We start from the raw sequence: 23,782 nt of genomic DNA on the forward strand, positions 1-23,782 counted from the left end.
GAGTTGCGAATTATGGAATTATCCTCACTGACCGCCGTATCCCCTGTCGATGGACGCTACGGCGATAAAGTCAGCGCGCTGCGCGAGATCTTCAGCGAATATGGCCTGCTGAAGTTCCGTGTTCAGGTTGAAGTACGCTGGCTGCAAAAGCTGGCCGCCCAGACAGCAATCAAGGAAGTTCCTGCTTTTGACGCAAAGGCAAACGATTACCTTGATAAAATCGTTGCTGAGTTCAGCGAAGAAGATGCTGCGCGCATTAAAACCATTGAACGCACCACCAACCACGACGTGAAAGCGGTTGAGTACTTCCTGAAAGAGAAAGTGGAAAGCGTCCCTGCCCTGCATGCTGTGTCTGAATTTATTCACTTCGCCTGTACATCTGAAGATATCAACAACCTGTCTCACGCGCTGATGCTCTCCACCGCGCGGAAAGAAGTGGTGCTGCCTTACTGGCGTAAAATCATCGACGCGGTGAAAGCGCTCTCCGTGGAATACCGCGACATTCCGCTGCTGTCCCGTACTCACGGCCAGCCAGCAACCCCATCCACCATGGGGAAAGAGATGGCGAACGTGGCGTACCGCATGGAACGCCAGTATCGTCAGCTGGAGCAGGTTGAGATCCTCGGCAAAATCAACGGCGCGGTGGGTAACTACAACGCCCACATCGCCGCGTACCCGGAAGTGGACTGGCACCAGTTCAGCGAAGAGTTCGTGACCTCTCTGGGGATCCAGTGGAACCCGTACACCACCCAGATTGAGCCGCACGACTACATCGCCGAGCTGTTTGACTGCATTGCGCGCTTCAACACCATCCTGATCGACTTCGATCGTGACGTCTGGGGTTACATCGCCCTGAATCACTTCAAGCAGAAGACCATCGCCGGTGAAATCGGTTCGTCCACCATGCCGCACAAAGTGAACCCAATCGACTTCGAAAACTCCGAAGGTAACCTGGGCCTGGCAAATGCCGTGTTGCAGCATATGGCGAGCAAACTGCCGGTGTCCCGCTGGCAGCGCGACCTGACGGACTCCACGGTGCTGCGTAACCTGGGCGTGGGCATTGGCTACGCGCTGATCGCCTACCAGTCCACCCTGAAAGGCGTGAGCAAGCTGGAAGTGAACCGCGATCGTCTGCTGGACGAGCTGGATCACAACTGGGAAGTGCTGGCGGAGCCGATTCAGACCGTGATGCGTCGTTATGGCATCGAAAAACCGTACGAGAAACTCAAAGAGCTGACCCGCGGTAAGCGCGTTGATGCTGAAGGTATGAAACAGTTTATCGACGGTCTGGCGCTGCCAGAAGAAGAAAAAGCGCGCCTGAAAGAGATGACTCCGGCAAACTATATTGGCCGCGCCATTACCATGGTTGATGAGCTGAAGTAATTGCCCTTCCCCCTTTCCACCCGGAAAGGGGGCTGCTTTTCATTATCGTGTTGACGTTTTCTCGTCCCATGACAGGCTTTGCCTGAATTAACGCCTGCCGTCAGGCAGATTGTTATTTTTCGTCGTGGAATAACTTTCCGGAATATAGCGTTTTAAGCCGAACGGGCATAGCCTGAACTGGCACGGGGTGTCAACCGCGCACGGGCGATCCATCTCCTGTCGGTTGCCTGGACACGCGTTTTTCTGCCTGAATCCCATCCAGCCTATTGATGTAAATGGCATTGCCTGTGCTATCCATACTCTTCTGCGCCGATCGTTAATCAGGATCCCCTGGTTTGATGTGGTGATGATTTCACCTGCCCGAACGTAATAATCTCCCTTTAACCACAGGATATAATTCAGGCCATACTGTGTCTCAACTTTGCAAAAGATGGTTCCGCTTTCCGGACTCGCAATAGTCTCAACAACCTTCCATTCCATAAAATCCTCTTTACTCGCTATATTGCTGTTTTGTTGTGTAAAAATGCTGCTTTTCTGGCACATCTTATGCAAATCTAATTTCGCACCATAAAATAAGCGTAGATAAAGATGGCAAAAGTGAGAACATCCTTACAAAAAAAAGGGCAATATTTACAAAACTAGCGAGCCCGTTCATACCAAAAAGCGACGCGCCTTCAACAGTCAGTAAACGGATGGTTGTTTTATGCGAATTACGGAAGCTTGCGAAAACAAGGCAGTTTATATTACCCGCGCAATGCCTCCTGTGTTCAGGAGCCTAAAAAAATCATTTAATTTCATCACGCTGGTGCAACCTGGATAATCAGCGTTAAACTATTCATACCATTTATAAAGGGAGAAATGATGATGCGCGTACTGGTTGTTGAGGATAACGCATTGCTACGTCATCACCTGAAAGTTCAACTTCAGGAGATGGGTCATCAGGTGGACGATGCTGAAGACGCAAAAGAGGCCGATTATTATCTCAATGAACACCTGCCGGACATCGCCATTGTCGATTTAGGGCTGCCGGATGAAGACGGTTTGTCCCTTATACGCCGCTGGCGTAGCCATGACGTTTCTCTGCCGGTGCTGGTGCTGACCGCTCGCGAAGGCTGGCAGGACAAGGTTGAAGTCCTGAGCGCTGGCGCGGATGATTACGTGACCAAACCCTTCCATATTGAAGAGGTTGCCGCGCGTATGCAGGCGCTGCTGCGCCGCAACAGCGGGCTGGCGTCGCAGGTGATCTCTCTGCCGCCGTTCCAGGTGGACCTCTCCCGCCGCGAATTTTCAATTAATGATGAAGTGATCAAGCTGACCGCATTCGAATACACCATCATGGAAACGCTGATCCGTAACAACGGTAAAGTGGTGAGTAAAGATTCCCTGATGCTTCAGCTCTATCCGGATGCCGAGCTGCGCGAAAGCCACACCATCGACGTACTGATGGGTCGCCTGCGTAAAAAAATACAGGCGCAGTACCCGCATGACGTGATCACCACCGTGCGTGGTCAGGGCTACCTGTTCGAATTACGCTAAATGAAAGGAATTTTGCGCCATATTTTACCCCTTTCGCTGCGGGTTCGCTTTTTGCTGGCAACCGCCGCCGTCGTGCTGGTGCTGTCACTCTCTTACGGGATGGTGGCGCTGGTCGGGTATAGCGTGAGCTTCGATAAAACCACCTTCCGCCTGCTTCGCGGTGAAAGTAACCTGTTTTATACCCTGGCTAAGTGGGAGAACAACCGGATCACCGTTGAGATGCCGGAAAATCTCAACCAGCAAAGCCCGACGCTGGCGCTGATCTACGATGAAAAAGGGAAACTACTCTGGGCCCAGCGCGACGTTCCCTGGCTGAAAAAGCGCATCCGTCCAGAATGGCTGAAAACCAACGGTTTTCATGAAATAGAAGCCGACCTCAACTCCACCAGCAGCCTGCTGCGTGACGATCGCGCCTTACAGATCAAGCTTAATGAGATCCGTGCCGAAGATGACGACACGGAAATGACCCACTCGGTCGCGATTAACCTTTATCCCGCCACGCTGCACATGCCGCAATTAACCATTGTGGTGATCGATACCATACCGGTTGAGCTGAAACGCTCGTATATGGTCTGGAACTGGTTCGTGTATGTTCTGGCTGCCAACCTGCTGCTGGTGATCCCTCTCCTGTGGGTCGCTGCGTGGTGGAGCCTTCGACCGATCGAATCTCTTGCCAAAGAGGTGCGCGAGCTGGAGGAACATCACCGCGAGAAGCTCAACCCGGAGACCACGCGTGAGCTGACCAGCCTGGTGCGCAACCTCAACCGACTGCTGAAAAGCGAACGTGAACGCTACGACAAGTATCGCACGACGCTCACCGACCTTACGCACAGCCTGAAAACCCCGCTGGCCGTGATGCAAAGTACCCTGCGTTCCATGCGCAGTTCGAAAATGAGCGTGGATGACGCCGAACCGGTGATGCTGGAGCAAATCAGCCGGATCTCACAGCAGATCGGCTATTATCTGCACCGCGCCAGCATGCGTTCCGGAAGCGCCCTTTTGAGCCGTGAACTGCACCCGGTAGCTCCGCTGCTGGATAACCTCACCTCTGCGCTGAACAAGGTGTACCAGCGTAAAGGGGTTAACATCAGTCTGGATATCTCACCTGAAATTAGCTTTGTCGGTGAGAAAAATGACTTTATGGAAGTGATGGGAAACCTGCTCGATAACGCCTGCAAATATTGTCTGGAGTTTGTCGAGGTGTCCGCGCGGGTAACGGATAACGAACTGCATATTATCGTTGAGGATGATGGTCCTGGCATTCCCCGTAATAAACGCGAAGTGGTGTTCGATCGCGGTCAGCGGGCCGATACGCTGCGGCCAGGCCAGGGTGTCGGATTATCCGTCGCCAGGGAAATTGTCGATCAATACGAAGGTAAGATTGAAACCGGTGAAAGTTTGCTGGGCGGTGCCCGTATGGAAGTCATTTTTGGCCGCCAGCATCCCGTATCGAACGATAGTTAACCCGAAAGGTGAAAAATACGCGGATCTCGCAGCCAGGGGGCGGGGCTTCCGTTATAATCCGTCTCAGTAAGAGCCTGCGGAATACAAAAATATGGATTATCAATTAACGCTTAACTGGCCCGAATTTATTGAACGTTACTGGCAAAAACGCCCGGTCGTTCTTAAACGCGGGATCAGCAATTTTATCGACCCTATTTCTCCTGACGAACTCGCTGGTCTGGCGATGGAAAACGAGGTAGACAGCCGACTGGTGAGCCACCAGGACGGGAAATGGCAGGTCAGCCACGGTCCCTTTGAAAGCTACGATCACCTGGGTGAAAGCAACTGGTCTTTACTGGTGCAGGCGGTCAATAACTGGCACGAACCCACCGCAGCCTTGATGCGTCCGTTCCGCGCCCTGCCAGACTGGCGAATGGACGATCTGATGATCTCCTTCTCGGTGCCCGGTGGCGGCGTGGGTCCGCATCTCGATCAGTACGACGTGTTTATCATTCAGGGTACCGGGCGCCGTCGCTGGCGCGTGGGCGAAAAAGTGCCAATGAAGCAGCACTGCCCGCACCCGGACCTGCTTCAGGTTGATCCGTTTGAAGGGATCATTGATGAAGAGCTGGAGCCAGGCGACATTCTTTATATCCCGCCGGGTTTCCCGCATGAAGGTTATTCCCTGGAAAACTCGCTGAACTATTCGGTCGGTTTCCGCGCACCCAGCGTACGCGAGATGATCAGCGGATTTGCTGACTATGTTTTACAGCGCGAGCTGGGCAGCTACCGGTACAGCGATCCGGACGTTCCGGCGCGTGCGCACCCGGCGGATATTCTGCCAGAGGAGCTGGATAAGCTGCGCGGTATGATGCTGGATCTGATCAACGAACCGGAGCACTTCAGACAGTGGTTTGGCGAGTTTATCAGCCAGTCGCGTCACGAGCTGGACGTCGCACCGCCAGAGCCGCCGTATCAGGCGGATGAAATTTATGATGCGCTCCAGCAGGGCGATAAGCTGGTTCGTCTGGGCGGGTTACGCGTACTGCGCATTGGCGAAGAGGTATTCGTTAACGGCGAGCGACTGGACTCTCCGCACCGCCCGGCACTGGAAGCGATTGCCAGCCATATGGTGCTGACTGCGGAAACCTTTGGCGACGCGCTGGACGATCCCTCCTTCCTCGCCATGCTGGCCGCGCTGGTGAACAGCGGGTACTGGTTTTTTGAGGACTGAGCCGCTTTAATGCCCGGTGGCGCTGCGCTTACCGGGCCTACGATCGAAATGTAGGCCGGGTAAGGCGTAGCCGCCACCCGGCTTTTTACTTCCGCTCCCCCGCCGCAAATTCCTCAATCTCACCCGCCCAGTCTGCCGGATATAACCCTTCCCGCACGTCCCGGTGAAACGTTGAATATGGCCAGTCGACGACTTTCCCGACATAGCCATGCTTCAGCGGATTAATATAGACGTAATCCATATGCCGCCGATAATCCTGCTCATTGCGAAGAGTGTGCTCCCAGAAACGCGGTTGCCAGACGTGGCGCATCTCAATGTTGCGGCTGAATGTTTTTTTGATATCGCGCCAGCGCGCTGAAAAGTCACTGTCCCCTTCCGGCAGGGTCCAGATACAGTGCATATGTTCAGGCAGGATAACCCAGGCGTTAATGGTGAACGGTTTCGCACGCTTAACCATGGCGGTAGCGGAACGCAGGCTGTCGATGTGGCGAGTCAGTAAATCGCTCTGGCGGTTTTGCAGATTGACGGTGAAAAACCAGGTCCCACCGGGGATGTAGTGGCGGCGGTAGTTTGACATCTGAACTCCCTGTTCATTTGCCGGGTGGCGGCTACGCCTTACCCGGCCTACAAAAGCCATTCCTGTAGGCCCGGTAAGCGAAGCGCCACCGGGCATTTTCTTACCGTTTCGCGGTTAACTCCGCTATCCGCACGATCACCTGCACCGCTTTCTCCATCCCTTCCAGCGTCACGAATTCATGCTTGCCGTGGTAGTTATATCCACCGGTAAACAGGTTCGGGCACGGCAGGCCCATAAACGACAGCTGGGAACCATCGGTACCGCCACGGATCGGTTTCATCACCGGCTCGATGTCACAATCGCGCATCGCCTGCTGGGCGATATCAAGAATGTGCGGATGCTCCATCACCTTATCGCGCATATTGTAATAACTGTCTTCGATGATCAGCTCAATATAGCAATCCGGGTGCAGCCCCTTGCCGACCTTTTTCGCGATCTCCATCATCTTACGCTTGCGCGCTTCAAAGGCTTTGCGGTCGAAATCGCGGACAATATAGTGCATCTGCGCACTGTCCACGGTCCCCTTGATGCTGGTCAGGTGATAAAAACCTTCATACCCTTCCGTCATCTCCGGACTCTCTTCGGCGGGCACTTCCGCATGAATACGCGCTGCCAGCGACAGGGCATTCACCATCACCCCTTTCGCAGACCCCGGGTGCACGTTATTCCCGACGATTTTGATCGTCACCGATGCCGCGTTAAAGTTTTCATACTCAAGTTCACCCACACCGCCACCGTCGACGGTGTAGGCCCACTGCGCGTTGAACGCCTCAACGTCAAAGTGTTTCGCGCCTTTTCCAACCTCTTCATCCGGCGTGAAGGCCACGCGGATATCGCCATGCGGGATATTTTTGCCCTTCAGCACCGCCAGCGCCGTCATGATCTCGGCGATGCCCGCTTTGTCATCGGCACCCAGCAAGGTTTTGCCGTCGGTGGTGATTAACGTCTGCCCCAGTAACTGATGCAGTACCGGGAACATCACTGGCGACAGCACTTCGTCGCCAATGCCCAGCGCAATATCACCGCCGCGGTAGTTTTCAACAATCTGCGGATTAACGTGTTTACCGCTAAAATCAGGTGAGGTATCGACATGAGAAATAAAGCCAATTGCCGGGATATCTCCGTCAATATTCGCCGGCAGCGTTCCCATCACGGTCCCTTTTTCGCTCAGCGTGACGTCGACCAGCCCCATGGCCTCCAGCTGCTCTTTCAGCAGATTTAGCAGCTTCCACTGGCCTTCGGTGCTTGGCACCTGTCGGACCCCTGGCTTAGATTGGGTATCCAGCGAAACGTAATGTAAAAAACGCTCAAGTAGTTTATCCATGCAGTCACCCTCACTTTTTGTGACAACATTATCATTAAGCAGCAAAACGCAAATATTGCGTCAGGTCACTTTTATCCCGCAAACGAGAACTTTTTACGTTTATATCGTTCTGCGTTAATAAATGTAGCCTATGAATAAGTGAGAAGGATTGGCGATTCAATGGGTTTGCCGTAGAATGTCCGCCCTCATTACGAGTCACCAAGGTGGTTACACACAAACCCCGCTTCAGTCTGCTGCCTGAGGCGTCTATATGGGACAGCGCGAAAATTGAATACACAACCCCGTTCCCTTTCACCGCTGGTGCAACTGGAACGAATTCGTAAAAGTTTCGATGGCAAAGATGTCATTTCCGACCTTAATCTGACCATCAATGACGGTGAGTTTCTCACGCTGCTCGGCCCCTCCGGCTGCGGCAAAACCACCGTCCTGCGCCTTATCGCCGGGCTGGAAAGCGTCGATAACGGCCATATCCATCTTGAGAACCAGGACATTACCCAGGTTCCTGCCGAAGATCGCCACGTCAATACCGTCTTTCAGAGCTATGCCCTGTTCCCGCACATGACCGTGTTTGAGAACGTGGCGTTTGGCCTGCGGATGCAAAAAACACCGGCCAGCGAGATCCCGCCGCGCGTTACCGAAGCCCTGCGCATGGTGCAGCTGGAGGCGTTCGCCCAGCGAAAGCCGCATCAGCTGTCCGGCGGACAGCAGCAGCGTGTGGCCATCGCCCGCGCCGTGGTCAACAAACCGCGCCTGCTCCTGCTGGATGAGTCCCTCTCCGCGCTGGACTACAAACTGCGCAAGCAGATGCAGAACGAGCTGAAAGCGCTTCAGCGTAAGCTCGGCATCACGTTCGTATTCGTCACGCACGATCAGGAAGAAGCCCTGACCATGTCAGACCGTATCGTGGTAATGCGCGACGGCAAGATTGAACAGGACGGCACGCCGCGTGAAATTTACGAAGAGCCGAAAAACCTGTTTGTCGCCAGCTTCATTGGCGAAATCAATATCTTTAACGCCACGGTGATTGAGCATCTGGACGATCGGCGCGTCCGCGCGAACGTAGAAGGCCGCGAATGCAATATTACCGTCAACTTTGCCGTCGAGAAGGGTCAAAAGCTCAACGTCCTGCTGCGCCCGGAAGATCTCCGCGTTGATGAGATCCACGACACGGCTGACGTCGAAGGGCTGATCGGTTACGTTCGCGAACGCAATTATAAAGGGATGACCCTTGAATCCGTTGTCGAACTGGAAAACGGCAAAATGGTGATGGTCAGCGAGTTCTTCAACGAGGACGATCCGGACTTCGACCACTCACTGGATCAGAAAATGGTCATCAACTGGGTAGAAAGCTGGGAGGTTGTACTGGCTGATGAAGAACACAAGTAAGTTCCAGAATGTGGTGATTGCCACGATCGTCGGTTGGCTTGTGTTGTTTGTCTTTCTTCCCAACCTGATGATCATCGTAACCAGCTTCCTGACCCGCGACGACGCGAACTTCGTGGCGATGATCTTTACGCTGGACAACTACGCGCGTCTGCTCGATCCGCTCTATTTTGACGTGCTCCTGCACTCGCTCAATATGGCGCTGATTGCCACCCTCGCCTGTCTGGTGTTGGGGTATCCGTTCGCGTGGTTCCTGGCCCGCCTGCCGCAAAAAGTGCGGCCGCTGCTGCTGTTTTTACTGATTGTGCCTTTCTGGACCAACTCGTTAATCCGCATCTACGGGCTGAAAATCTTTCTCAGCACCAGAGGTTATCTGAACGAGTTTCTGCTGTGGCTGGGGGTGATTGAGACGCCGATCCGCATCATGTTCACCCCAAGCGCGGTGATTGTCGGCCTGGTCTATATCCTGCTGCCGTTTATGGTGATGCCGCTCTATTCCAGCATTGAAAAGCTCGATAAACCGCTGCTGGAAGCGGCAAAGGACCTGGGCGCCAGTAAGTTACAAACCTTCGTCCGCATCATTATTCCGCTGACCATGCCGGGAATTATCGCCGGATGTCTGCTGGTCATGCTGCCTGCGATGGGCCTGTTCTACGTATCGGACCTGATGGGCGGGGCGAAAAACCTGCTTATCGGTAACGTGATTAAAAGTCAGTTCCTGAACATCCGCGACTGGCCGTTCGGCTCGGCCACCAGCATTACGCTGACAGTGGTGATGGGGCTGATGCTGCTGGTCTACTGGCGTGCCTCGCGCCTGCTGAATAAGAAGGTGGATCTGGAATGATCGGTCGACTGCTTCGCGGCGGTTTTATGACCGCCATTTATGCGTATCTCTATATTCCGATCATCATTTTGATCGTGAACTCCTTTAACAGCTCACGCTTCGGGATCAACTGGCAGGGGTTTACCACCAAATGGTATGGCCTGCTGATGAACAACGACAGCCTGCTTCAGGCCGCTCAGCACTCGTTGACGATGGCAGTGTTCTCTGCCACCTTCGCGACGCTGATTGGCTCGCTGACCGCCGTGGCGCTGTACCGCTACCGTTTTCGCGGTAAGCCGTTCGTCAGCGGCATGCTGTTTGTGGTGATGATGTCCCCGGATATCGTGATGGCCATTTCACTGCTGGTGCTGTTTATGCTGTTGGGCGTCCAGCTCGGTTTCTGGTCGCTGCTGTTCTCGCATATCACCTTCTGCCTGCCGTTTGTGGTAGTGACCGTCTACGCGCGCCTGAAAGGGTTCGACGTGCGGATGCTGGAAGCGGCGAAAGATCTGGGTGCCAGCGAGATGACCATCTTGCGCAAAATCATTCTGCCGCTGGCGATGCCCGCCGTGGCAGCCGGATGGCTGCTCAGCTTTACCCTGTCGATGGACGACGTGGTTGTCTCCTCCTTCGTCACCGGGCCGAGCTATGAAATTCTGCCGTTGAAGATCTACTCAATGGTTAAAGTCGGTGTTTCACCCGAAGTGAACGCGCTGGCGACTATTCTGTTGGTGTTATCGTTGGTTCTGGTGATTGCCAGCCAGGTTATTGCTCGTGATAAAACAAAATCTCAGGGGACACGGAAATGAAAAAAATGCTTGCCGCTGCGGCACTGGTGCTCGGAATGGGTGCCGCGCATGCTGATGACAGCAAAACGCTCTATTTCTACAACTGGACCGAGTATGTGCCGCCGGGCCTGCTGGAACAGTTCACCAAAGAGACCGGCATCAAGGTTATCTATTCCACCTACGAGTCGAATGAAACCATGTACGCCAAGCTCAAAACCTACAAAGATGGCGCGTATGACCTGGTGGTGCCGTCGACCTATTTCGTCGACAAAATGCGCAAAGAGGGCATGATCCAGAAGATCGACAAAACGAAGCTAACCAATTTTTCAAACCTCGATCCTGAAATGCTCAACAAGCCGTTCGACCCGAACAACGACTACTCTATTCCGTACATCTGGGGCGCGACGGCAATTGGCGTCAACAGCGATGCCATCGATCCCAAAACGGTTTCATCCTGGGCTGATCTGTGGAAGCCGGAATACAAAAGCAGCCTGCTGTTAACCGACGATGCGCGCGAAGTGTTCCAGATTGCGCTGCGTAAACTCGGCTATTCCGGCAACACCACCGATCCGAAAGAGATCGAAGCGGCGTATAACGAACTGAAAAAGCTGATGCCAAACGTGGCGGCGTTCAACTCGGATAACCCGGCTAACCCGTATATGGAAGGTGAAGTGAATCTGGGGATGGTCTGGAACGGCTCTGCGTTTGTGGCGCGCCAGGCCGGGACGCCGCTGGAGGTAGTCTGGCCGAAAGAAGGCGGCATCTTCTGGATGGACAGCCTCGCGATCCCGGCGAATGCGAAAAACGTCGATGGTGCCGTGAAGCTGATTAACTTCCTGCTGCGCCCGGATGTGGCAAAAGAGGTGGCGGAAACCATCGGCTATCCAACGCCGAACCTGGCCGCACGTAAGCTGCTCAGCCCTGAAGTGGCGAATGATAAATCGCTCTATCCGGACGCTGAAACCATCAGCAAAGGGGAATGGCAGAACGACGTCGGTGACGCGAGCCGCCTGTATGAAGAGTATTACCAGAAACTAAAAGCAGGCCGTTAATGCACAACGGGCGACGCAATGTCGCCCGTTACTCTTACAGCCCCTTCAGGAGTTTATCCACAAAGGCTGGCACCACCTCGCTAGCCAGACCGTAATGCTTCTCTTCAAACTCGCTCCCGACCTGGCTTGGCTCCAGATTGAGTTCCACCGTATGGGCACCTTGCAGTCGCGCTTCATGAACAAATCCCGCCGCTGGATAGACATGTCCCGAAGTACCGATGGCGATAAAGACGTCCGCCATGGCCAGGGCACTGTAGATCTCATCCATTCCCAGCGGCATTTCGCCAAACCAGACCACATGCGGACGCAGACGCGAAGGGAACTGACAGCAGTGGCAGCGGTCTTCGTCCAGCACGTCCTCTTTCCAGTCCAGTACCTGACCACTCCATGCGCACCGCACTTTGAGCAGTTCGCCGTGCATGTGAATGATGTTGTGGTTCCCGGCCCTTTCGTGAAGATTATCGATGTTCTGCGTCACCAGCAGAAAACGATCTCCCAGCGCCTCTTCCAGCTTTGCCAGCGCCAGGTGCGCCGCATTCGGCGCGATCTCCGGCTGCTGAAGCTGGCGACGGCGGGCGTTATAGAACGCCTGCACCAGCGCCGGGTCGCGGGCGAAACCTTCCGGCGTCGCCACATCTTCAACCCGGTGTTCTTCCCACAGTCCGTCCGCTGCGCGGAAGGTCTGAATACCGGATTCGGCGGAGATCCCCGCCCCGGTCAACACCACCACTCTGGGTTTATCCATCGCTTCTGGCATCATCCTGTCTCTGAAAAAGATCCGCTGACGCAGGCGTTCACGTAAGCGGCGTTTATTTTTGCGAAAACGGCTGAGTCGACCCTGGCGACGCGACAGCATAATAACCTCGTAAACTAATCGGTGAGATGAAGGAATGCGGCTCCGCGCATGCCTCCTGCGTCCCCGTGTCGCGCACGCTCAATGCGCGGCACGCGGGCGACCGGCAATAAATGTCGGGGCAGACGCCCGGACAACTGTTCCGTAATCGCGGTAAAGTTTGACAGCCCTCCCCCTATCACCAGAAGATCCGGATCGACGATGGTCAGGATATTCCCCAGACACACCGCCAGCAGATCGAGATAGCGCTCAACATGCTCTCGCGCCTGCGCATCCCCTTGTTCCCACAAGGTTATGATCTCAGGGGCCTCACGTTTCTGATGATAGAAGTGTTCATAAAGCCATGCAAACCCGCGGCCTGAGAGATAGTTCTCGATGCAGCCGTGCTGGCCGCAGCCGCAGCGGGTTAGCGGGAAATCACGTCCGACGACATCCAGCGCATCCACCGGCAGACGGATATGACCAAATTCGCCGGTAATGTAGCTGCGCCCGGTAATGGGCTTGCCGTTAATGACAATCCCGCCACCCACTCCCGTCCCGAGGATCAGCCCCATTACCAGCGGATAGCGACGAAACTCGTCGTCCCAGGCTTCGGAAAGGGCAAAGCAGTTGGCATCGTTGTCTAAGCGCACGTCGCGCTCAAGGAGAGCAGAGAGATCGGCGCGCAGCGGTTTGCCGCTGGCGGCAGGCACGTTGGCGGCATACAGCGTACCGTCGTCGGTTTCGGGCATACCCGGAATACCAATGCCAACGCTGCCTTTGACGCCAAACCGTTCATCCGCTTGCGCCACCAGCGCGGCAATGGCGGTTAAAAATTGATCGTAGCTTTCGCGCGGCGTAGGAACGCGGGTTTCCCATTGTAGCTTAAGGTCTTTATCGAACACGCCGAGCGCAATCTTGGTGCCGCCAATATCAAATCCGTAATACATGATGCATTCCTCTGTTTGATTCAGCGGCCAAAAGACCGCTAAACCATGACGAAATTACTGGCCACTTAATACCCTCGCCGGATCAATTCGGCTTGCGCGACGCGCCGGATACCAGCTTGCCAGCAGACTCAGTAAAAGTGCTGTAACCAGCACATAAATAACGTCCAGCCAGTGCAGTTCAGACGGCAGGAAGTCAATAAAATAGATATCACCCGACAGGAACTGATGGCCGATAAGCGCTTCAATCCCGTTGATAATCGGCGTCAGCTTAAGGGAGACCACCACGCCGATCGCCACGCCGCAAAGGCTGCCAAACAGCCCCGCCAGCAAACCGTACCAGACGAAGATGGCGCGAATAAGCCCGTCTTTCGCCCCTAAGGTACGTAGCACGGCAATGTCGCCGCTCTTATCCTTAACGGCCATCACCAGCGTCGAGACGATATTAAAGCACGCCACGCCAATCACCAGCACCATCGCCAGATACATAATCGCGCGGATCATCTGGATATCACGGTACATATACCCGTAAGTGCCGATCCAGCTTTTGATGTAGACGTAGTTATTGGTCACACTGCCCGCGTCACGCACCAGTTTATTGGCGTTGAAGACGTCGTTAACCTTGATGGCAATGCCCGTCACGCTGTCGCTCATATCCAGATACTGGCGCGCATCTTCCAGCGGCACCATCGCGAAGCTGTGATCAAGCTGGCCGCTCAGCTGCAAAATACCGGTGACGTGCAGACGCACGCGCTTAGGCTGCTGCAATTTGTGGTCAGCGCTGGCATTCGGGATCATGATCGAGACCCAGTCGCCCTGCTTCACCTTCAGCGCATCGGCAACGCCTTTGCCCATGATGATCTGCTGCTCGCCAGCCTTAAAGTTGGCCCATGCGCCATTTTGCACATAGCGCGGCAGCGCGCTCAGACGCTCCTCCTGTCGAGGATTTACCCCTTTCACCTGAATGGCGCGCAGGTTTACCCCGCTCTCCACCAGCCCGGTAAAGTTGATGTACGGTGCAGCCGCCGCAATGCCGGGCACCTTTTCCACTTTATTTAGGGCATCACGCCAGTTAGACCACGGCTGATTAACCGGCTCGATTTCGCCGTGGGGGACAACGGCCAGAATGCGGTTATTCAGTTCACGCTCAAAGCCGTTCATGGCGCTTAAGCCCACGATCAACACCGCCACGCCCAGGGCGATCCCGATGGTGGAGATCACGGAGATAAGGGATACCATCCCACTCCGGCGACGACCGCGGCTAAAGCGTAACCCGATGAGTAACGATAACGGTGAAGCCATTACTCCGCTCCCATCAGCGTCAGTTCTGCATTCAGACGACCGTCGCGCATTTCCAGCTGACGTCCCATCCGTTTAGCCAGTTGCAAATCGTGGGTAACCACCAGGAACGCCGTCCCCTGCGCGGCATTCAGTTCGCCGAGCAGCTGGAAAATGCTGTCTGCGTTACGCGCATCGAGGTTACCTGTCGGTTCATCCGCCAGCACCAGACGCGGGTTGTTGACTAACGCACGGGCGATCGCCACACGCTGACGCTCACCGCCGGAAAGCTCAGACGGACGGTGATTCCCGCGATGACCCAGCCCTACCGCTTTCAGCATGTCGCTGGCGCGGGCATTAATTTCCGCGGGCTTCTTTTTACCAATCATCAGCGGCATCGCCACGTTTTCCAGCGCCGTGAAGTCCGGCAGCAGATGGTGGAACTGATAGATAAAGCCCAGCTCACGGTTACGCAGCTCGGCTTTCGCCGTAGACGACATTTTACTCAGCGGCTGCCCGGAGAAGATCACATCGCCTTCGGTTGGCGTGTCCAGCCCGCCAAGCAGGTGCAGCAGCGTACTTTTACCGGAGCCGGAGCTGCCGACAATCGCCATCATCTCGCCTTCACCCACGCTAAAACTCACATTGTGCAACACGTCGGTCTGCACAGTGCCTTCCTGATAGCGTTTGGACAGGTTGTCGCACTGCAACAGGATCTTATTCATAACGTAAAGCCTCAGCGGGTTGAGTGGCGGCAGCCCGCCAGGAAGGATAAAGCGTAGAAAGCAGCGCAATGGCCATCGCGGCCAGCGCAATGCCGACCACCTGGAGCGGCTCGATAGCCACCGGCAGCGCCGCGCCATCAAGCAGCGCGCCGATGATCGGCATAAGATTATTGAGCTGGCTGGCGAGCAGCGCACCCAGCGCCGCGCCGAGCAGCGCGCCGATGATGCCAGCGCTGGCACCCTGAACCATAAAGACCGCCATGATCTGGCGCGGGGTCAGCCCCTGGGTTTGCAGAATGGCGACTTCGCCTTGCTTCTCCATCACCATCAGCCCCAGCGAGGTGATGATGTTAAATGCGGCAACGGCCACGATCAGGCTTAGCAGCAGCCCCATCATGTTTTTCTCCATGCGCACGGCCTGGAACAGCTCGCCTTTCCGGTCGCGCCAGTCCTGCCATTTCGTCCCTTCCGGTAACGTCTGCTGGCTAAGGGTATCCACCTTCAGCGGCGCATCCAGCCACAGACGCCAGCCGGTAATGTTCCCCGCCGGGTAGCGCATCAGACGCGAGGCGTCCTGAATGTTCACCAGCATCTGGTAACCATCGACTTCGCTGTTCGCCGCAAACGTGCCAATTACATTGAACAGGCGCTGGCTTGGCAGACGCCCCATTGGCGTAAACTGGCTGGCCGAGGGCACCATTACGCGCAGCTGATCGCCACGGTTAACCCCAAGCTGCCCGGCAAGCTGCTCGCCGAGGATAACGTTGTATTTACCCGCTTCGAGGTCGGTTTGCTTCACGTTAACCAGAAACGGCGTCAGCGGGTCTTTTTGCGCCGGGTCAATCCCCAGCATCACGCCAACCGCCACGCTGCGGGCGCTTTGCAGCACTACATCGCCCGTTGTGAGCGGCGCAACGCGCGTGACACCCTGTAACTTCACCGCGCTTTCCGGCAGCTGTTGCGGGTTAACGGAACCGTGAGTGGAAGAGAGAACGGCCTGCGGCATCAGCCCCAGGATATTGTTTTGCAGCTCGCGCTCGAAGCCGTTCATGACGGAAAGTACCGTCACCAGAGCCATCACGCCAAGCGTAATGCCAATAGTCGAAAGCCAGGAGACAAAGCGACCGAAGCGGTCCGCGGCGCGCCCACGCATGTAACGTAAGCCTATGAAGAGTGCGACAGGTTGATACATGAAATCCGTCTGTTTGCTGATAGCAGACCCACGAGTATATAAGCGAATCCGTTAAGCGTAAATGACTGAAACCGTAAGATTCGGTAATCATTTTTCCGAAAAATTCAGATAAATCATCATGCTACTGACCGAACTTCCGCCAGACAGCCTCCACCTTTTCCGAAAATCGTCCTGATACAGACTGTTACCCGTTACATCGGAGTTTCATTTTACAACAATCGACCTTTCGTTTATGGCAACAAGGTCGTCACGCACAATGAAACAAAAAGCATTATGGATTAACCAGATAAAAGGTCTATGCATCTGCCTGGTGGTGATTTACCACTCGGTGATCACCTTTTATCCTCACCTGGACGGGCTACAGCATCCGTTATCGGGCCTGCTCGCCAAATGCTGGGTCTACTTTAATCTTTACCTCGCCCCGTTCCGTATGCCGGTGTTTTTCTTTATCTCCGGCTATTTGATCCGTCGATATATTGACGAGGTGAACTGGCGCACCAGTCTCGACAAGCGGATCTGGAGCATTGTCTGGGTACTGGCCCTGTGGGGCGTCCTGCAATGGCAGGCACTGACCCATCTCAATGCCTGGCTCGCCCCCGAGCGAGAACTGGCGACATCATCCAATGCGGCCTACGCCGATTCCGTTTCAGGGTTTGTGCTGGGGATGCTCACGGCCAGCACCAGCCTGTGGTATTTGTACGCGTTAGTGGTCTACTTTACGCTCTGTAAACTGCTGAGCCGCTGGAAACTGCCGATGCTGGGACTTCTGGCGCTGGCAAGCATCGCCATTAACTTCCTGCCGTTACCGTGGTGGGGAATGAACAGCGTGGTGCGCAACATGATCTACTACAGCCTCGGCGCATGGTACGGTGCGCAGTTGATGGCGTGGATGAAAGGGATGGATCTGCGCCACAGCTGGCTGGTACTTATTGCCTCTGGCGCGGTGTCGGTGGTGTTGTGGTTCGCTAACGTCCCTCTGCCGCTCTCGCTGCTGTCGATCGTGGTCATCATGAGACTCTTTTACAGCTTCGAGCAGCGTTATGCCGTTCATCCCAATAACCTGCTGAACGTCATCGGTTCAAACACCATCGCGATTTATACCACTCACCGCATTTTAATTGAGGCGTTTAGCCTGCTGCTGATTCGCGAAATGAATGCGGCGTACTGGCCGGTCTGGGCAGAATTAACGCTGATTCTGGTCTATCCGTTTATCAGCCTGCTCGTCTGTACGCTGGTTGGGCTGGGGGCACGTAAGCTGTCGACCGCCCTCTTTGGCGATCTTTTCTTCTCTCCTCCCGCGCGCCTTACGCCACAGACCGCTACCCGTTAATCTTCGCTGCCCCCATCCGGGGGCACTTTCCCTCTTGTGCGGTTACGATTTGCTTATGTAAAACGATCGAGGATAATAAAGACATTGCGTATCAGTGATATGCCCCAATACTGTTGGTATATCCCCAAGAGACTCTGACATAGCCATGCCTGAACACTATCGTTACTCCTTGCCTGTCAAAGCGGGCGACCAGCGCCAGCTGGGCGAACTCACGGGCGCGGCCTGCGCCACGCTGGTGGCAGAAATTGCCGAGCGGCATCCTGGCCCGGTGGTGCTGGTTGCCCCGGACATGCAAAACGCCCTGCGCCTGCACGACGAAATTCGTCAGTTCACCGACAGTCTGGTATTCAGCCTGGCCGACTGGGAAACGCTTCCCTACGACAGTTTCTCTCCGCACCAGGAGATTATCTCCTCGCGCCTGTCGACACTGTATCAGCTCCCCACCATGCAGCGCGGTGTGCTGATTGTGCCGGTGAATACCCTGATGCAGCGCGTCTGCCCCCACAGCTATCTGCACGGCCATGCGCTGGTGATGAAAAAAGGCCAGCGCCTGTCGCGCGATGCCCTGCGCGTGCAGCTGGACGGAGCCGGTTATCGGCATGTCGACCAGGTGATGGAGCACGGCGAATACGCGACGCGCGGTGCGCTGCTGGATCTCTATCCGATGGGCAGCGACCGACCGTATCGTCTGGATTTCTTCGATGATGAGATCGACAGCCTGCGCGTGTTCGACGCCGACACCCAGCGCACGCTGGAGGAAGTGGATTCCATTAACCTGCTCCCCGCCCATGAGTTTCCGACGGATAAAACCGCCATCGAACTGTTCCGCAGCCAGTGGCGCGACAGGTTCGACGTGAAGCGCGATGCCGAACATATCTACCAGCAGGTCAGCAAAGGCACCCTTCCGGCCGGGATCGAATACTGGCAGCCCCTGTTCTTTAACGAACCGCTGCCGGCGCTGTTCAGCTACTTCCCGGCGAATACGCTGATTGTGAATACCGGGGATATCGATGCCAGCGCCAGCCGTTTTGAAAGCGAAACGCGCGCCCGCTTTGAAAACCGGGGCGTTGACCCGATGCGTCCGCTGCTGCCGCCGGAAATGCTGTGGCTACGTACCGACGAGCTTAACGCCGAGCTGAAACGCTGGCCGCGTATGCAGCTAAAAACCGATTCGCTTGCCGATAAGGCGGCGAACACCAATCTCGCGTTCCGGACGTTGCCGGACCTGGCTGTTCAGGCGCAGCAGAAATCCCCGCTGGATAATCTGCGTAAATTCCTTGAGTCCTTTACCGGACCGGTGGTGTTCTCCGTTGAGAGTGAAGGCCGCCGTGAAGCGCTGGGCGAACTGCTGGGACGGATTAAAGTCGCGCCTAAACGCATTCTTCGTCTGAGCGAAGCCACCGGAAACGGCCGTTACCTGATGATCGGCGCCGCCGAGCACGGATTCATTGATACGCTCAATAACCTGGCATTGATTTGTGAAAGCGATCTGCTGGGCGAGCGTGTCGCGCGCCGTCGTCAGGACAGCCGTCGCACCATCAACCCGGACACCCTGATCCGCAACCTGGCCGAACTGCACCCCGGTCAGCCGATCGTTCACCTTGAACACGGCGTGGGTCGCTATCAGGGTATGACCACCCTCGAAGCAGGCGGTATCAAAGGTGAATACCTGATGCTGACCTACGCCAACGACGCCAAACTGTACGTGCCGGTGTCGTCCCTGCATCTGATCAGCCGTTACGCCGGGGGCGCGGAAGACAACGCGCCGCTGCATAAGCTGGGCGGCGATGCCTGGGCGCGCGCGCGGCAGAAAGCGGCGGAGAAAGTGCGCGACGTGGCGGCCGAGCTGCTGGATATTTACGCCCAGCGCGCGGCCAAAGAGGGCTATGCGTTTAAGCACGATAAAGAACAGTATCAGCTGTTCTGTGACAGCTTCCCGTTTGAAACCACGCCGGATCAGGCCCAGGCCATCAATGCCGTACTGAGCGACATGTGCCAGCCGCTGGCGATGGATCGCTTAGTCTGCGGTGACGTTGGCTTCGGCAAAACCGAAGTGGCGATGCGCGCCGCCTTCCTTGCGGTGGAAAACAACAAGCAGGTGGCGGTGCTGGTGCCGACTACCCTCCTCGCCCAGCAGCACTTCGACAACTTCCGCGACCGCTTCGCCAACTGGCCGGTGCGCATCGAGATGCTGTCGCGTTTTCGCAGCGCCAAAGAGCAGACGCAGATCCTGGAACAGGCAAGCGAAGGCAAAATTGATATTCTGATCGGCACTCACAAGCTGCTGCAAAGCGACGTGAAGTGGAAAGATCTGGGGCTGCTGATTGTCGACGAGGAGCACCGCTTCGGGGTGCGCCACAAGGAGCGCATCAAAGCGATGCGCGCTGACGTCGACATTCTGACCCTGACCGCCACGCCGATCCCGCGCACCCTGAATATGGCAATGAGCGGCATGCGCGATCTGTCGATTATTGCCACACCTCCGGCGCGCCGTCTGGCGGTGAAAACCTTTGTTCGCGAGTACGACAACCTGGTGGTGCGCGAGGCGATCCTGCGCGAAGTGCTGCGCGGCGGCCAGGTGTATTATCTGTATAACGACGTTGAAAACATTCAGAAAGCCGCTGACCGGCTGGCAGAGCTGGTGCCGGAAGCGCGCATCGCCATTGGTCACGGGCAGATGCGCGAGCGCGAGCTGGAGCGGGTGATGAATGATTTCCACCACCAGCGTTTCAACGTGCTGGTGTGTACCACCATCATTGAAACCGGCATTGATATCCCGACCGCGAACACGATTATTATCGAACGCGCGGATCACTTCGGCCTGGCCCAGCTGCACCAGCTGCGCGGGCGCGTCGGGCGTTCACACCATCAGGCCTACGCCTGGCTGCTGACGCCGCATCCGAAGGCGATGACCACCGACGCGCAAAAGCGTCTGGAAGCTATCGCCTCGCTGGAAGATCTGGGTGCTGGCTTTGCACTGGCGACCCACGACCTGGAGATCCGCGGCGCCGGTGAGCTGCTGGGTGAAGACCAGAGCGGCTCCATGGAGACCATCGGTTTCTCCCTGTATATGGAGCTGCTGGAAAATGCCGTCGACGCGCTTAAAGCCGGACGTGAACCGTCTCTGGAAGATCTCACCAGCCAGCAGACCGAAGTGGAGCTGCGCATGCCTTCCCTGCTGCCGGATGATTTTATTCCTGACGTGAATACTCGTCTGTCGTTCTACAAGCGCATTGCCAGCGCGAAAAGCGAAGGCGAGCTGGAGGAGATCAAAGTCGAGCTGATCGACCGTTTCGGCATATTGCCCGATGCGGCGCGCAACCTGCTGGATATTGCCCGGCTGCGTCAGCAGGCGCAGAAGCTGGGGATCCGCAAGCTTGAAGGCAATGAGAAAGGCGGCGTGATTGAGTTTGCCGAGAAGAACCATGTCGATCCGATGTGGCTGATTGGCCTGCTGCAAAAACAGCCGCAGCATTTCCGTCTTGATGGCCCGACGCGGCTGAAATTTACCCAGGATCTGACGGAGCGTAAAACCCGCATGGACTGGGTGCGTAACTTTATGCGCCAGATGGAAGAGAACGCTATCGCATAACGGATCCCCCATCAGCGCCCGGCTGGTGGGGGACAATTTACAAACTCTTTGCACTTCGCCCGAACTTCCCGACTATACATTCGCCATAATTATCATTAACACCTTATAAAACAATAACCTTATCATTTGCATGGATTATGATAATGATGACCTCTTCGCGTTTTACCCGCTGGCTGACTCTGTTTGCGCTGGCCGCGACGGTTGCCGTCGCGCTCCCTGCTCGCGCCAATACCTGGCCTCTTCCGCCTGCCGGCAGCAACGTCGTAGGTGAAAACCGCTTTCACGTGGTTGAAAACGATGGCGGTTCGCTGGAAGCGATTGCCAAAAAATATAACGTCGGGTTCTTGGCACTGTTGCAGGCCAATCCGGGCGTTGATCCGTATGTACCCCGGGCGGGCAGCGTACTGACGATTCCGCTGCAAACCATCCTGCCGGACGCGCCACGTCAGGGCATTGTAATTAACCTCGCCGAGCTGCGTCTGTATTACTACCCACCGGGCAAGAATGAAGTGACCGTCTACCCTATCGGTATTGGTCAGCTGGGGGGCGATACGCTCACGCCTACCATGGTCACCACCGTCTCTGATAAGCGCGCCAATCCCACCTGGACCCCGACGGCAAACATTCGCGCCCGTTATAAAGCACAAGGTATCGATCTGCCTGCCGTGGTGCCCGCTGGCCCGGATAACCCGATGGGGCACCATGCGATCCGCCTGGCGGCCTACGGTGGGGTTTATCTTCTGCACGGCACGAATGCGGATTTCGGGATCGGGATGCGCGTCAGTTCCGGCTGTATTCGCCTGCGTGATGACGACATCAAAACGCTCTACCGCGTGATCTCTCCTGGCACAAAAGTAAATATCATCAATACCCCGATTAAAGTGTCTGAAGAGCCGGGGGGCGTCCGTCTGGTTGAGATCCACCAGCCTCTGTCGAAAAATATCAATGACGATCCGCAGACGCTGCCGATTAACCTGAATGCGTCGATGGTGAGCTTTAAAACGAACGCCAACACCGATGGCGCGGTAATGGAGCGGGCGATGGAAGCGCGCTCGGGTATGCCAACCGATGTCACGCGGCATCATGAGGTTGTTCAGCAATCAATGTAGAACGGTTAGAACGACAAACGCCCTGCTAATGCAGGGCGTTTTTTATTGCAGTGGCATAACGGAGGGTTGCGTTACGCTTATTTGTAGATAACTGCGGTACCGTGCAGGGTATTAGGACCGGTCACAGAGGTGATGCGGAATGATTTCGCACCCATTTCGTCAGCTTTTTGCGCCAGCTGATCTTCCAGTGAGCCCAGGTTAGTCCCGGCTGTGGCAGAAATGGTACCGACTTTTTGCTGGTCTGCTGGAGTAGATTGCACTTCAACAGCAGCGAAACTTGCGAAAGAGAGTGAACTCAGAACAGCGGCAGCGATGAGGGTTTTAACGTTTTTCATGATTTTGTACCTTTAGGCAGATGATGTAGTGGTCGTTAGTTATTTAGTTAACGATCGATAGGTAAATGATAGATGTGATCCAGGTCACACGTCAACTCCTTTTTATAACGACCGTTAAATTAATTTCATTTGCCTTATATTTCATAAAGATAAAATTAAATTATTTTTCAGAAATCACCGCTGGTCGTCGCAGGCGTTTATTTTTATAATGATTATTCAACAAAACAACAGAGGACCAACGGCACATGACAACCGATGTCACGCGTTGCGCAAAGAAAAGCCGTGGCCGACCAAAAGTGTTCGACAGGGATGCGGCGCTCGATAAGGCCATGACGCTCTTCTGGCAGCATGGGTATGAAGCCACGTCGCTTTCCGATCTGGTGGAAGCGACGGGCGCGAAAGCCCCTACCCTGTACGCAGAGTTCACCAACAAAGAAGGCTTATTCCGGGCCGTTCTGGACAGATACATCTCGCGCTTCGCGGCAAAACATGAAGCCCAGCTGTTCTGCGAAGAAAAATCCGTTGAGCAGGCATTGCAGGATTATTTCACGGCAATCGCATCCTGCTATACCAGTAAAGACACGCCTGCGGGCTGTTTTATGATCAACACCTCCGCCACCCTTGCGGCATCGTCTAAGGAGATAGCCAATACGGTTAAATCCCGGCATGCGATGCAGGAGGAGACGCTCAGCACGTTTCTGGCTCAGCGTCAGCAGCGCGGCGAAATCCCGGCGCATTGCCGTCCGCAGGAGCTTGCCCGGTATCTGAGCTGTATTTTACAGGGGATGTCCATCAGTGCCCGTGAAGGGGCAACGCTGGAAAAATTGCAGGGAATTACGCAAACCACGCTGCGCCTGTGGCCTGAACTGCTTAAACTCTGACGCAAAAAAAAGCTCCTC

The 23,782-nt window shown here is 55.5% G+C and carries 21 protein-coding genes; 12 read left to right on the forward strand and 9 right to left on the reverse strand.

All coding sequences use genetic code 11. The features are described from left to right. Nucleotides 1-12: 12 nt before the first annotated feature. On the forward strand, nucleotides 13-1,383 hold the full coding sequence (gene purB, locus BH712_RS05265) for an adenylosuccinate lyase (RefSeq protein ID WP_006809214.1): 1,371 nt from the start codon (nucleotides 13-15) through the stop codon (nucleotides 1,381-1,383). Nucleotides 1,384-1,470: 87 nt separating this feature from the next. Here purB and BH712_RS05270 read toward each other — a convergent pair whose 3' ends face one another. Beyond that, complete coding sequence (locus BH712_RS05270; RefSeq protein WP_169313197.1) at nucleotides 1,471-1,863, reverse strand: hypothetical protein; 393 nt, start codon at nucleotides 1,861-1,863, stop codon at nucleotides 1,471-1,473. 384 nt (nucleotides 1,864-2,247) lie between these two features. On the opposite strand from BH712_RS05270, the gene phoP reads away from it, so the two are divergent. From phoP to BH712_RS05285, 3 genes are all read left to right on the forward strand, one after another. Further along, complete coding sequence (gene phoP, locus BH712_RS05275) at nucleotides 2,248-2,919, forward strand: two-component system response regulator PhoP (RefSeq protein ID WP_026094318.1); 672 nt, start codon at nucleotides 2,248-2,250, stop codon at nucleotides 2,917-2,919. Continuing rightward, a complete protein-coding gene (gene phoQ, locus BH712_RS05280) occupies nucleotides 2,920-4,383 on the forward strand; it encodes a two-component system sensor histidine kinase PhoQ (RefSeq protein WP_006809217.1) in 1,464 nt (487 codons plus the stop codon). 91 nt (nucleotides 4,384-4,474) lie between these two features. Then, nucleotides 4,475-5,596 (forward strand): ribosomal protein uL16 3-hydroxylase, encoded by a 1,122-nt coding sequence (locus BH712_RS05285; RefSeq protein WP_006809218.1) that lies wholly within the window; start codon nucleotides 4,475-4,477, stop codon nucleotides 5,594-5,596. Nucleotides 5,597-5,681: 85 nt separating this feature from the next. Here BH712_RS05285 and BH712_RS05290 read toward each other — a convergent pair whose 3' ends face one another. Beyond that, nucleotides 5,682-6,173, reverse strand: a complete 492-nt coding sequence (locus BH712_RS05290; protein WP_032673532.1) for an REP-associated tyrosine transposase — start codon at nucleotides 6,171-6,173, stop codon at nucleotides 5,682-5,684. Nucleotides 6,174-6,273: 100 nt separating this feature from the next. Next, nucleotides 6,274-7,497, reverse strand: a complete 1,224-nt coding sequence (gene pepT / locus BH712_RS05295) for a peptidase T (RefSeq protein ID WP_006809220.1) — start codon at nucleotides 7,495-7,497, stop codon at nucleotides 6,274-6,276. A 237-nt stretch (nucleotides 7,498-7,734) separates the two neighbouring features. Here pepT and potA point away from each other — a divergent pair, with 237 nt between their 5' ends. Genes potA through potD form a run of 4 tightly spaced genes read left to right on the forward strand, consistent with a single transcriptional unit; the run spans nucleotide 7,735 to nucleotide 11,543 of the window. Beyond that, nucleotides 7,735-8,883, forward strand: a complete 1,149-nt coding sequence (potA, locus tag BH712_RS05305; RefSeq protein WP_162837483.1) for a spermidine/putrescine ABC transporter ATP-binding protein PotA — start codon at nucleotides 7,735-7,737, stop codon at nucleotides 8,881-8,883. Beyond that, on the forward strand, nucleotides 8,867-9,724 hold the full coding sequence (gene potB / locus BH712_RS05310) for a spermidine/putrescine ABC transporter permease PotB (protein ID WP_006809223.1): 858 nt from the start codon (nucleotides 8,867-8,869) through the stop codon (nucleotides 9,722-9,724). Before potA ends, potB begins: the two co-directional genes overlap by 17 nt. Beyond that, nucleotides 9,721-10,512, forward strand: coding sequence for a spermidine/putrescine ABC transporter permease PotC (gene potC / locus BH712_RS05315; RefSeq protein ID WP_006809224.1), 792 nt, complete (start codon nucleotides 9,721-9,723; stop codon nucleotides 10,510-10,512). Before potB ends, potC begins: the two co-directional genes overlap by 4 nt. Then, entirely contained in the window at nucleotides 10,509-11,543 is a 1,035-nt protein-coding gene (gene potD, locus BH712_RS05320) for a spermidine/putrescine ABC transporter substrate-binding protein PotD (protein ID WP_006809225.1), read from the forward strand. Before potC ends, potD begins: the two co-directional genes overlap by 4 nt. A 34-nt stretch (nucleotides 11,544-11,577) precedes the next feature. On the opposite strand, the gene cobB is transcribed toward potD, so the two are convergent. The 5 genes from cobB to lolC are packed head-to-tail and all read right to left on the reverse strand — an operon-like array spanning nucleotide 11,578 to nucleotide 16,517. After that, on the reverse strand, nucleotides 11,578-12,399 hold the full coding sequence (gene cobB / locus BH712_RS05325; protein WP_006809226.1) for a Sir2 family NAD+-dependent deacetylase: 822 nt from the start codon (nucleotides 12,397-12,399) through the stop codon (nucleotides 11,578-11,580). Nucleotides 12,400-12,413: 14 nt separating this feature from the next. Next, entirely contained in the window at nucleotides 12,414-13,325 is a 912-nt protein-coding gene (nagK, locus tag BH712_RS05330; RefSeq protein ID WP_006809227.1) for an N-acetylglucosamine kinase, read from the reverse strand. Between the two features lie 54 nt (nucleotides 13,326-13,379). Continuing rightward, on the reverse strand, nucleotides 13,380-14,624 hold the full coding sequence (gene lolE, locus BH712_RS05335; RefSeq protein WP_032673533.1) for a lipoprotein-releasing ABC transporter permease subunit LolE: 1,245 nt from the start codon (nucleotides 14,622-14,624) through the stop codon (nucleotides 13,380-13,382). Then, a complete protein-coding gene (lolD, locus tag BH712_RS05340) occupies nucleotides 14,624-15,325 on the reverse strand; it encodes a lipoprotein-releasing ABC transporter ATP-binding protein LolD (RefSeq protein WP_006809229.1) in 702 nt (233 codons plus the stop codon). The genes lolE and lolD overlap by 1 nt, the downstream gene beginning before the upstream one ends. Next, a complete protein-coding gene (gene lolC, locus BH712_RS05345; protein ID WP_006809230.1) occupies nucleotides 15,318-16,517 on the reverse strand; it encodes a lipoprotein-releasing ABC transporter permease subunit LolC in 1,200 nt (399 codons plus the stop codon). The genes lolD and lolC overlap by 8 nt, the downstream gene beginning before the upstream one ends. Nucleotides 16,518-16,773: 256 nt before the next feature. Between lolC and BH712_RS05350 the strand changes: the two genes are divergently transcribed. From BH712_RS05350 to ldtC, 3 genes are all read left to right on the forward strand, one after another. Then, complete coding sequence (locus tag BH712_RS05350) at nucleotides 16,774-17,847, forward strand: acyltransferase family protein (RefSeq protein ID WP_006809231.1); 1,074 nt, start codon at nucleotides 16,774-16,776, stop codon at nucleotides 17,845-17,847. 145 nt (nucleotides 17,848-17,992) lie between these two features. Continuing rightward, complete coding sequence (gene mfd / locus BH712_RS05355; RefSeq protein ID WP_006809232.1) at nucleotides 17,993-21,439, forward strand: transcription-repair coupling factor; 3,447 nt, start codon at nucleotides 17,993-17,995, stop codon at nucleotides 21,437-21,439. Nucleotides 21,440-21,582: 143 nt separating this feature from the next. Beyond that, the gene (gene ldtC / locus BH712_RS05360) at nucleotides 21,583-22,548 is read left to right on the forward strand and encodes a L,D-transpeptidase LdtC (RefSeq protein ID WP_032673534.1); all 966 of its coding nucleotides are present in this window, start codon (nucleotides 21,583-21,585) and stop codon (nucleotides 22,546-22,548) included. A gap of 77 nt (nucleotides 22,549-22,625) precedes the next feature. Here ldtC and bhsA read toward each other — a convergent pair whose 3' ends face one another. Then, nucleotides 22,626-22,883 (reverse strand): multiple stress resistance protein BhsA, encoded by a 258-nt coding sequence (bhsA, locus tag BH712_RS05365; protein ID WP_006809234.1) that lies wholly within the window; start codon nucleotides 22,881-22,883, stop codon nucleotides 22,626-22,628. A 245-nt stretch (nucleotides 22,884-23,128) separates the two neighbouring features. On the opposite strand from bhsA, the gene comR reads away from it, so the two are divergent. After that, nucleotides 23,129-23,764: a TetR family copper-responsive transcriptional repressor ComR gene (gene comR / locus BH712_RS05370; RefSeq protein ID WP_006809236.1), complete on the forward strand. Its 636-nt coding sequence runs from the start codon at nucleotides 23,129-23,131 to the stop codon at nucleotides 23,762-23,764. The last annotated feature ends 18 nt before the right edge of the window (nucleotides 23,765-23,782 follow it).

It is taken from the genome of Enterobacter hormaechei ATCC 49162, assembly GCF_001875655.1.
Classification (GTDB): domain Bacteria; phylum Pseudomonadota; class Gammaproteobacteria; order Enterobacterales; family Enterobacteriaceae; genus Enterobacter; species Enterobacter hormaechei.

Bases quoted from the DNA above. Each gene is read 5' to 3' on its own strand.
- purB (WP_006809214.1), top strand. From the start codon at position 13: ATGGAATTATCCTCACTGACCGCCGTATCCCCTGTCGATGGACGCTAC.
- BH712_RS05270 (WP_169313197.1), bottom strand. From the start codon at position 1,863: ATGGAATGGAAGGTTGTTGAGACTATTGCGAGTCCGGAAAGCGGAACC.
- phoP (WP_026094318.1), top strand. From the start codon at position 2,248: ATGCGCGTACTGGTTGTTGAGGATAACGCATTGCTACGTCATCACCTG.
- phoQ (WP_006809217.1), top strand. From the start codon at position 2,920: ATGAAAGGAATTTTGCGCCATATTTTACCCCTTTCGCTGCGGGTTCGC.
- BH712_RS05285 (WP_006809218.1), top strand. From the start codon at position 4,475: ATGGATTATCAATTAACGCTTAACTGGCCCGAATTTATTGAACGTTAC.
- BH712_RS05290 (WP_032673532.1), bottom strand. From the start codon at position 6,173: ATGTCAAACTACCGCCGCCACTACATCCCCGGTGGGACCTGGTTTTTC.
- pepT (WP_006809220.1), bottom strand. From the start codon at position 7,497: ATGGATAAACTACTTGAGCGTTTTTTACATTACGTTTCGCTGGATACC.
- potB (WP_006809223.1), top strand. From the start codon at position 8,867: ATGAAGAACACAAGTAAGTTCCAGAATGTGGTGATTGCCACGATCGTC.
- potC (WP_006809224.1), top strand. From the start codon at position 9,721: ATGATCGGTCGACTGCTTCGCGGCGGTTTTATGACCGCCATTTATGCG.
- potD (WP_006809225.1), top strand. From the start codon at position 10,509: ATGAAAAAAATGCTTGCCGCTGCGGCACTGGTGCTCGGAATGGGTGCC.
- cobB (WP_006809226.1), bottom strand. From the start codon at position 12,399: ATGCTGTCGCGTCGCCAGGGTCGACTCAGCCGTTTTCGCAAAAATAAA.
- nagK (WP_006809227.1), bottom strand. From the start codon at position 13,325: ATGTATTACGGATTTGATATTGGCGGCACCAAGATTGCGCTCGGCGTG.
- lolE (WP_032673533.1), bottom strand. From the start codon at position 14,624: ATGGCTTCACCGTTATCGTTACTCATCGGGTTACGCTTTAGCCGCGGT.
- lolD (WP_006809229.1), bottom strand. From the start codon at position 15,325: ATGAATAAGATCCTGTTGCAGTGCGACAACCTGTCCAAACGCTATCAG.
- lolC (WP_006809230.1), bottom strand. From the start codon at position 16,517: ATGTATCAACCTGTCGCACTCTTCATAGGCTTACGTTACATGCGTGGG.
- BH712_RS05350 (WP_006809231.1), top strand. From the start codon at position 16,774: ATGAAACAAAAAGCATTATGGATTAACCAGATAAAAGGTCTATGCATC.
- mfd (WP_006809232.1), top strand. From the start codon at position 17,993: ATGCCTGAACACTATCGTTACTCCTTGCCTGTCAAAGCGGGCGACCAG.
- ldtC (WP_032673534.1), top strand. From the start codon at position 21,583: ATGATGACCTCTTCGCGTTTTACCCGCTGGCTGACTCTGTTTGCGCTG.
- bhsA (WP_006809234.1), bottom strand. From the start codon at position 22,883: ATGAAAAACGTTAAAACCCTCATCGCTGCCGCTGTTCTGAGTTCACTC.
- comR (WP_006809236.1), top strand. From the start codon at position 23,129: ATGACAACCGATGTCACGCGTTGCGCAAAGAAAAGCCGTGGCCGACCA.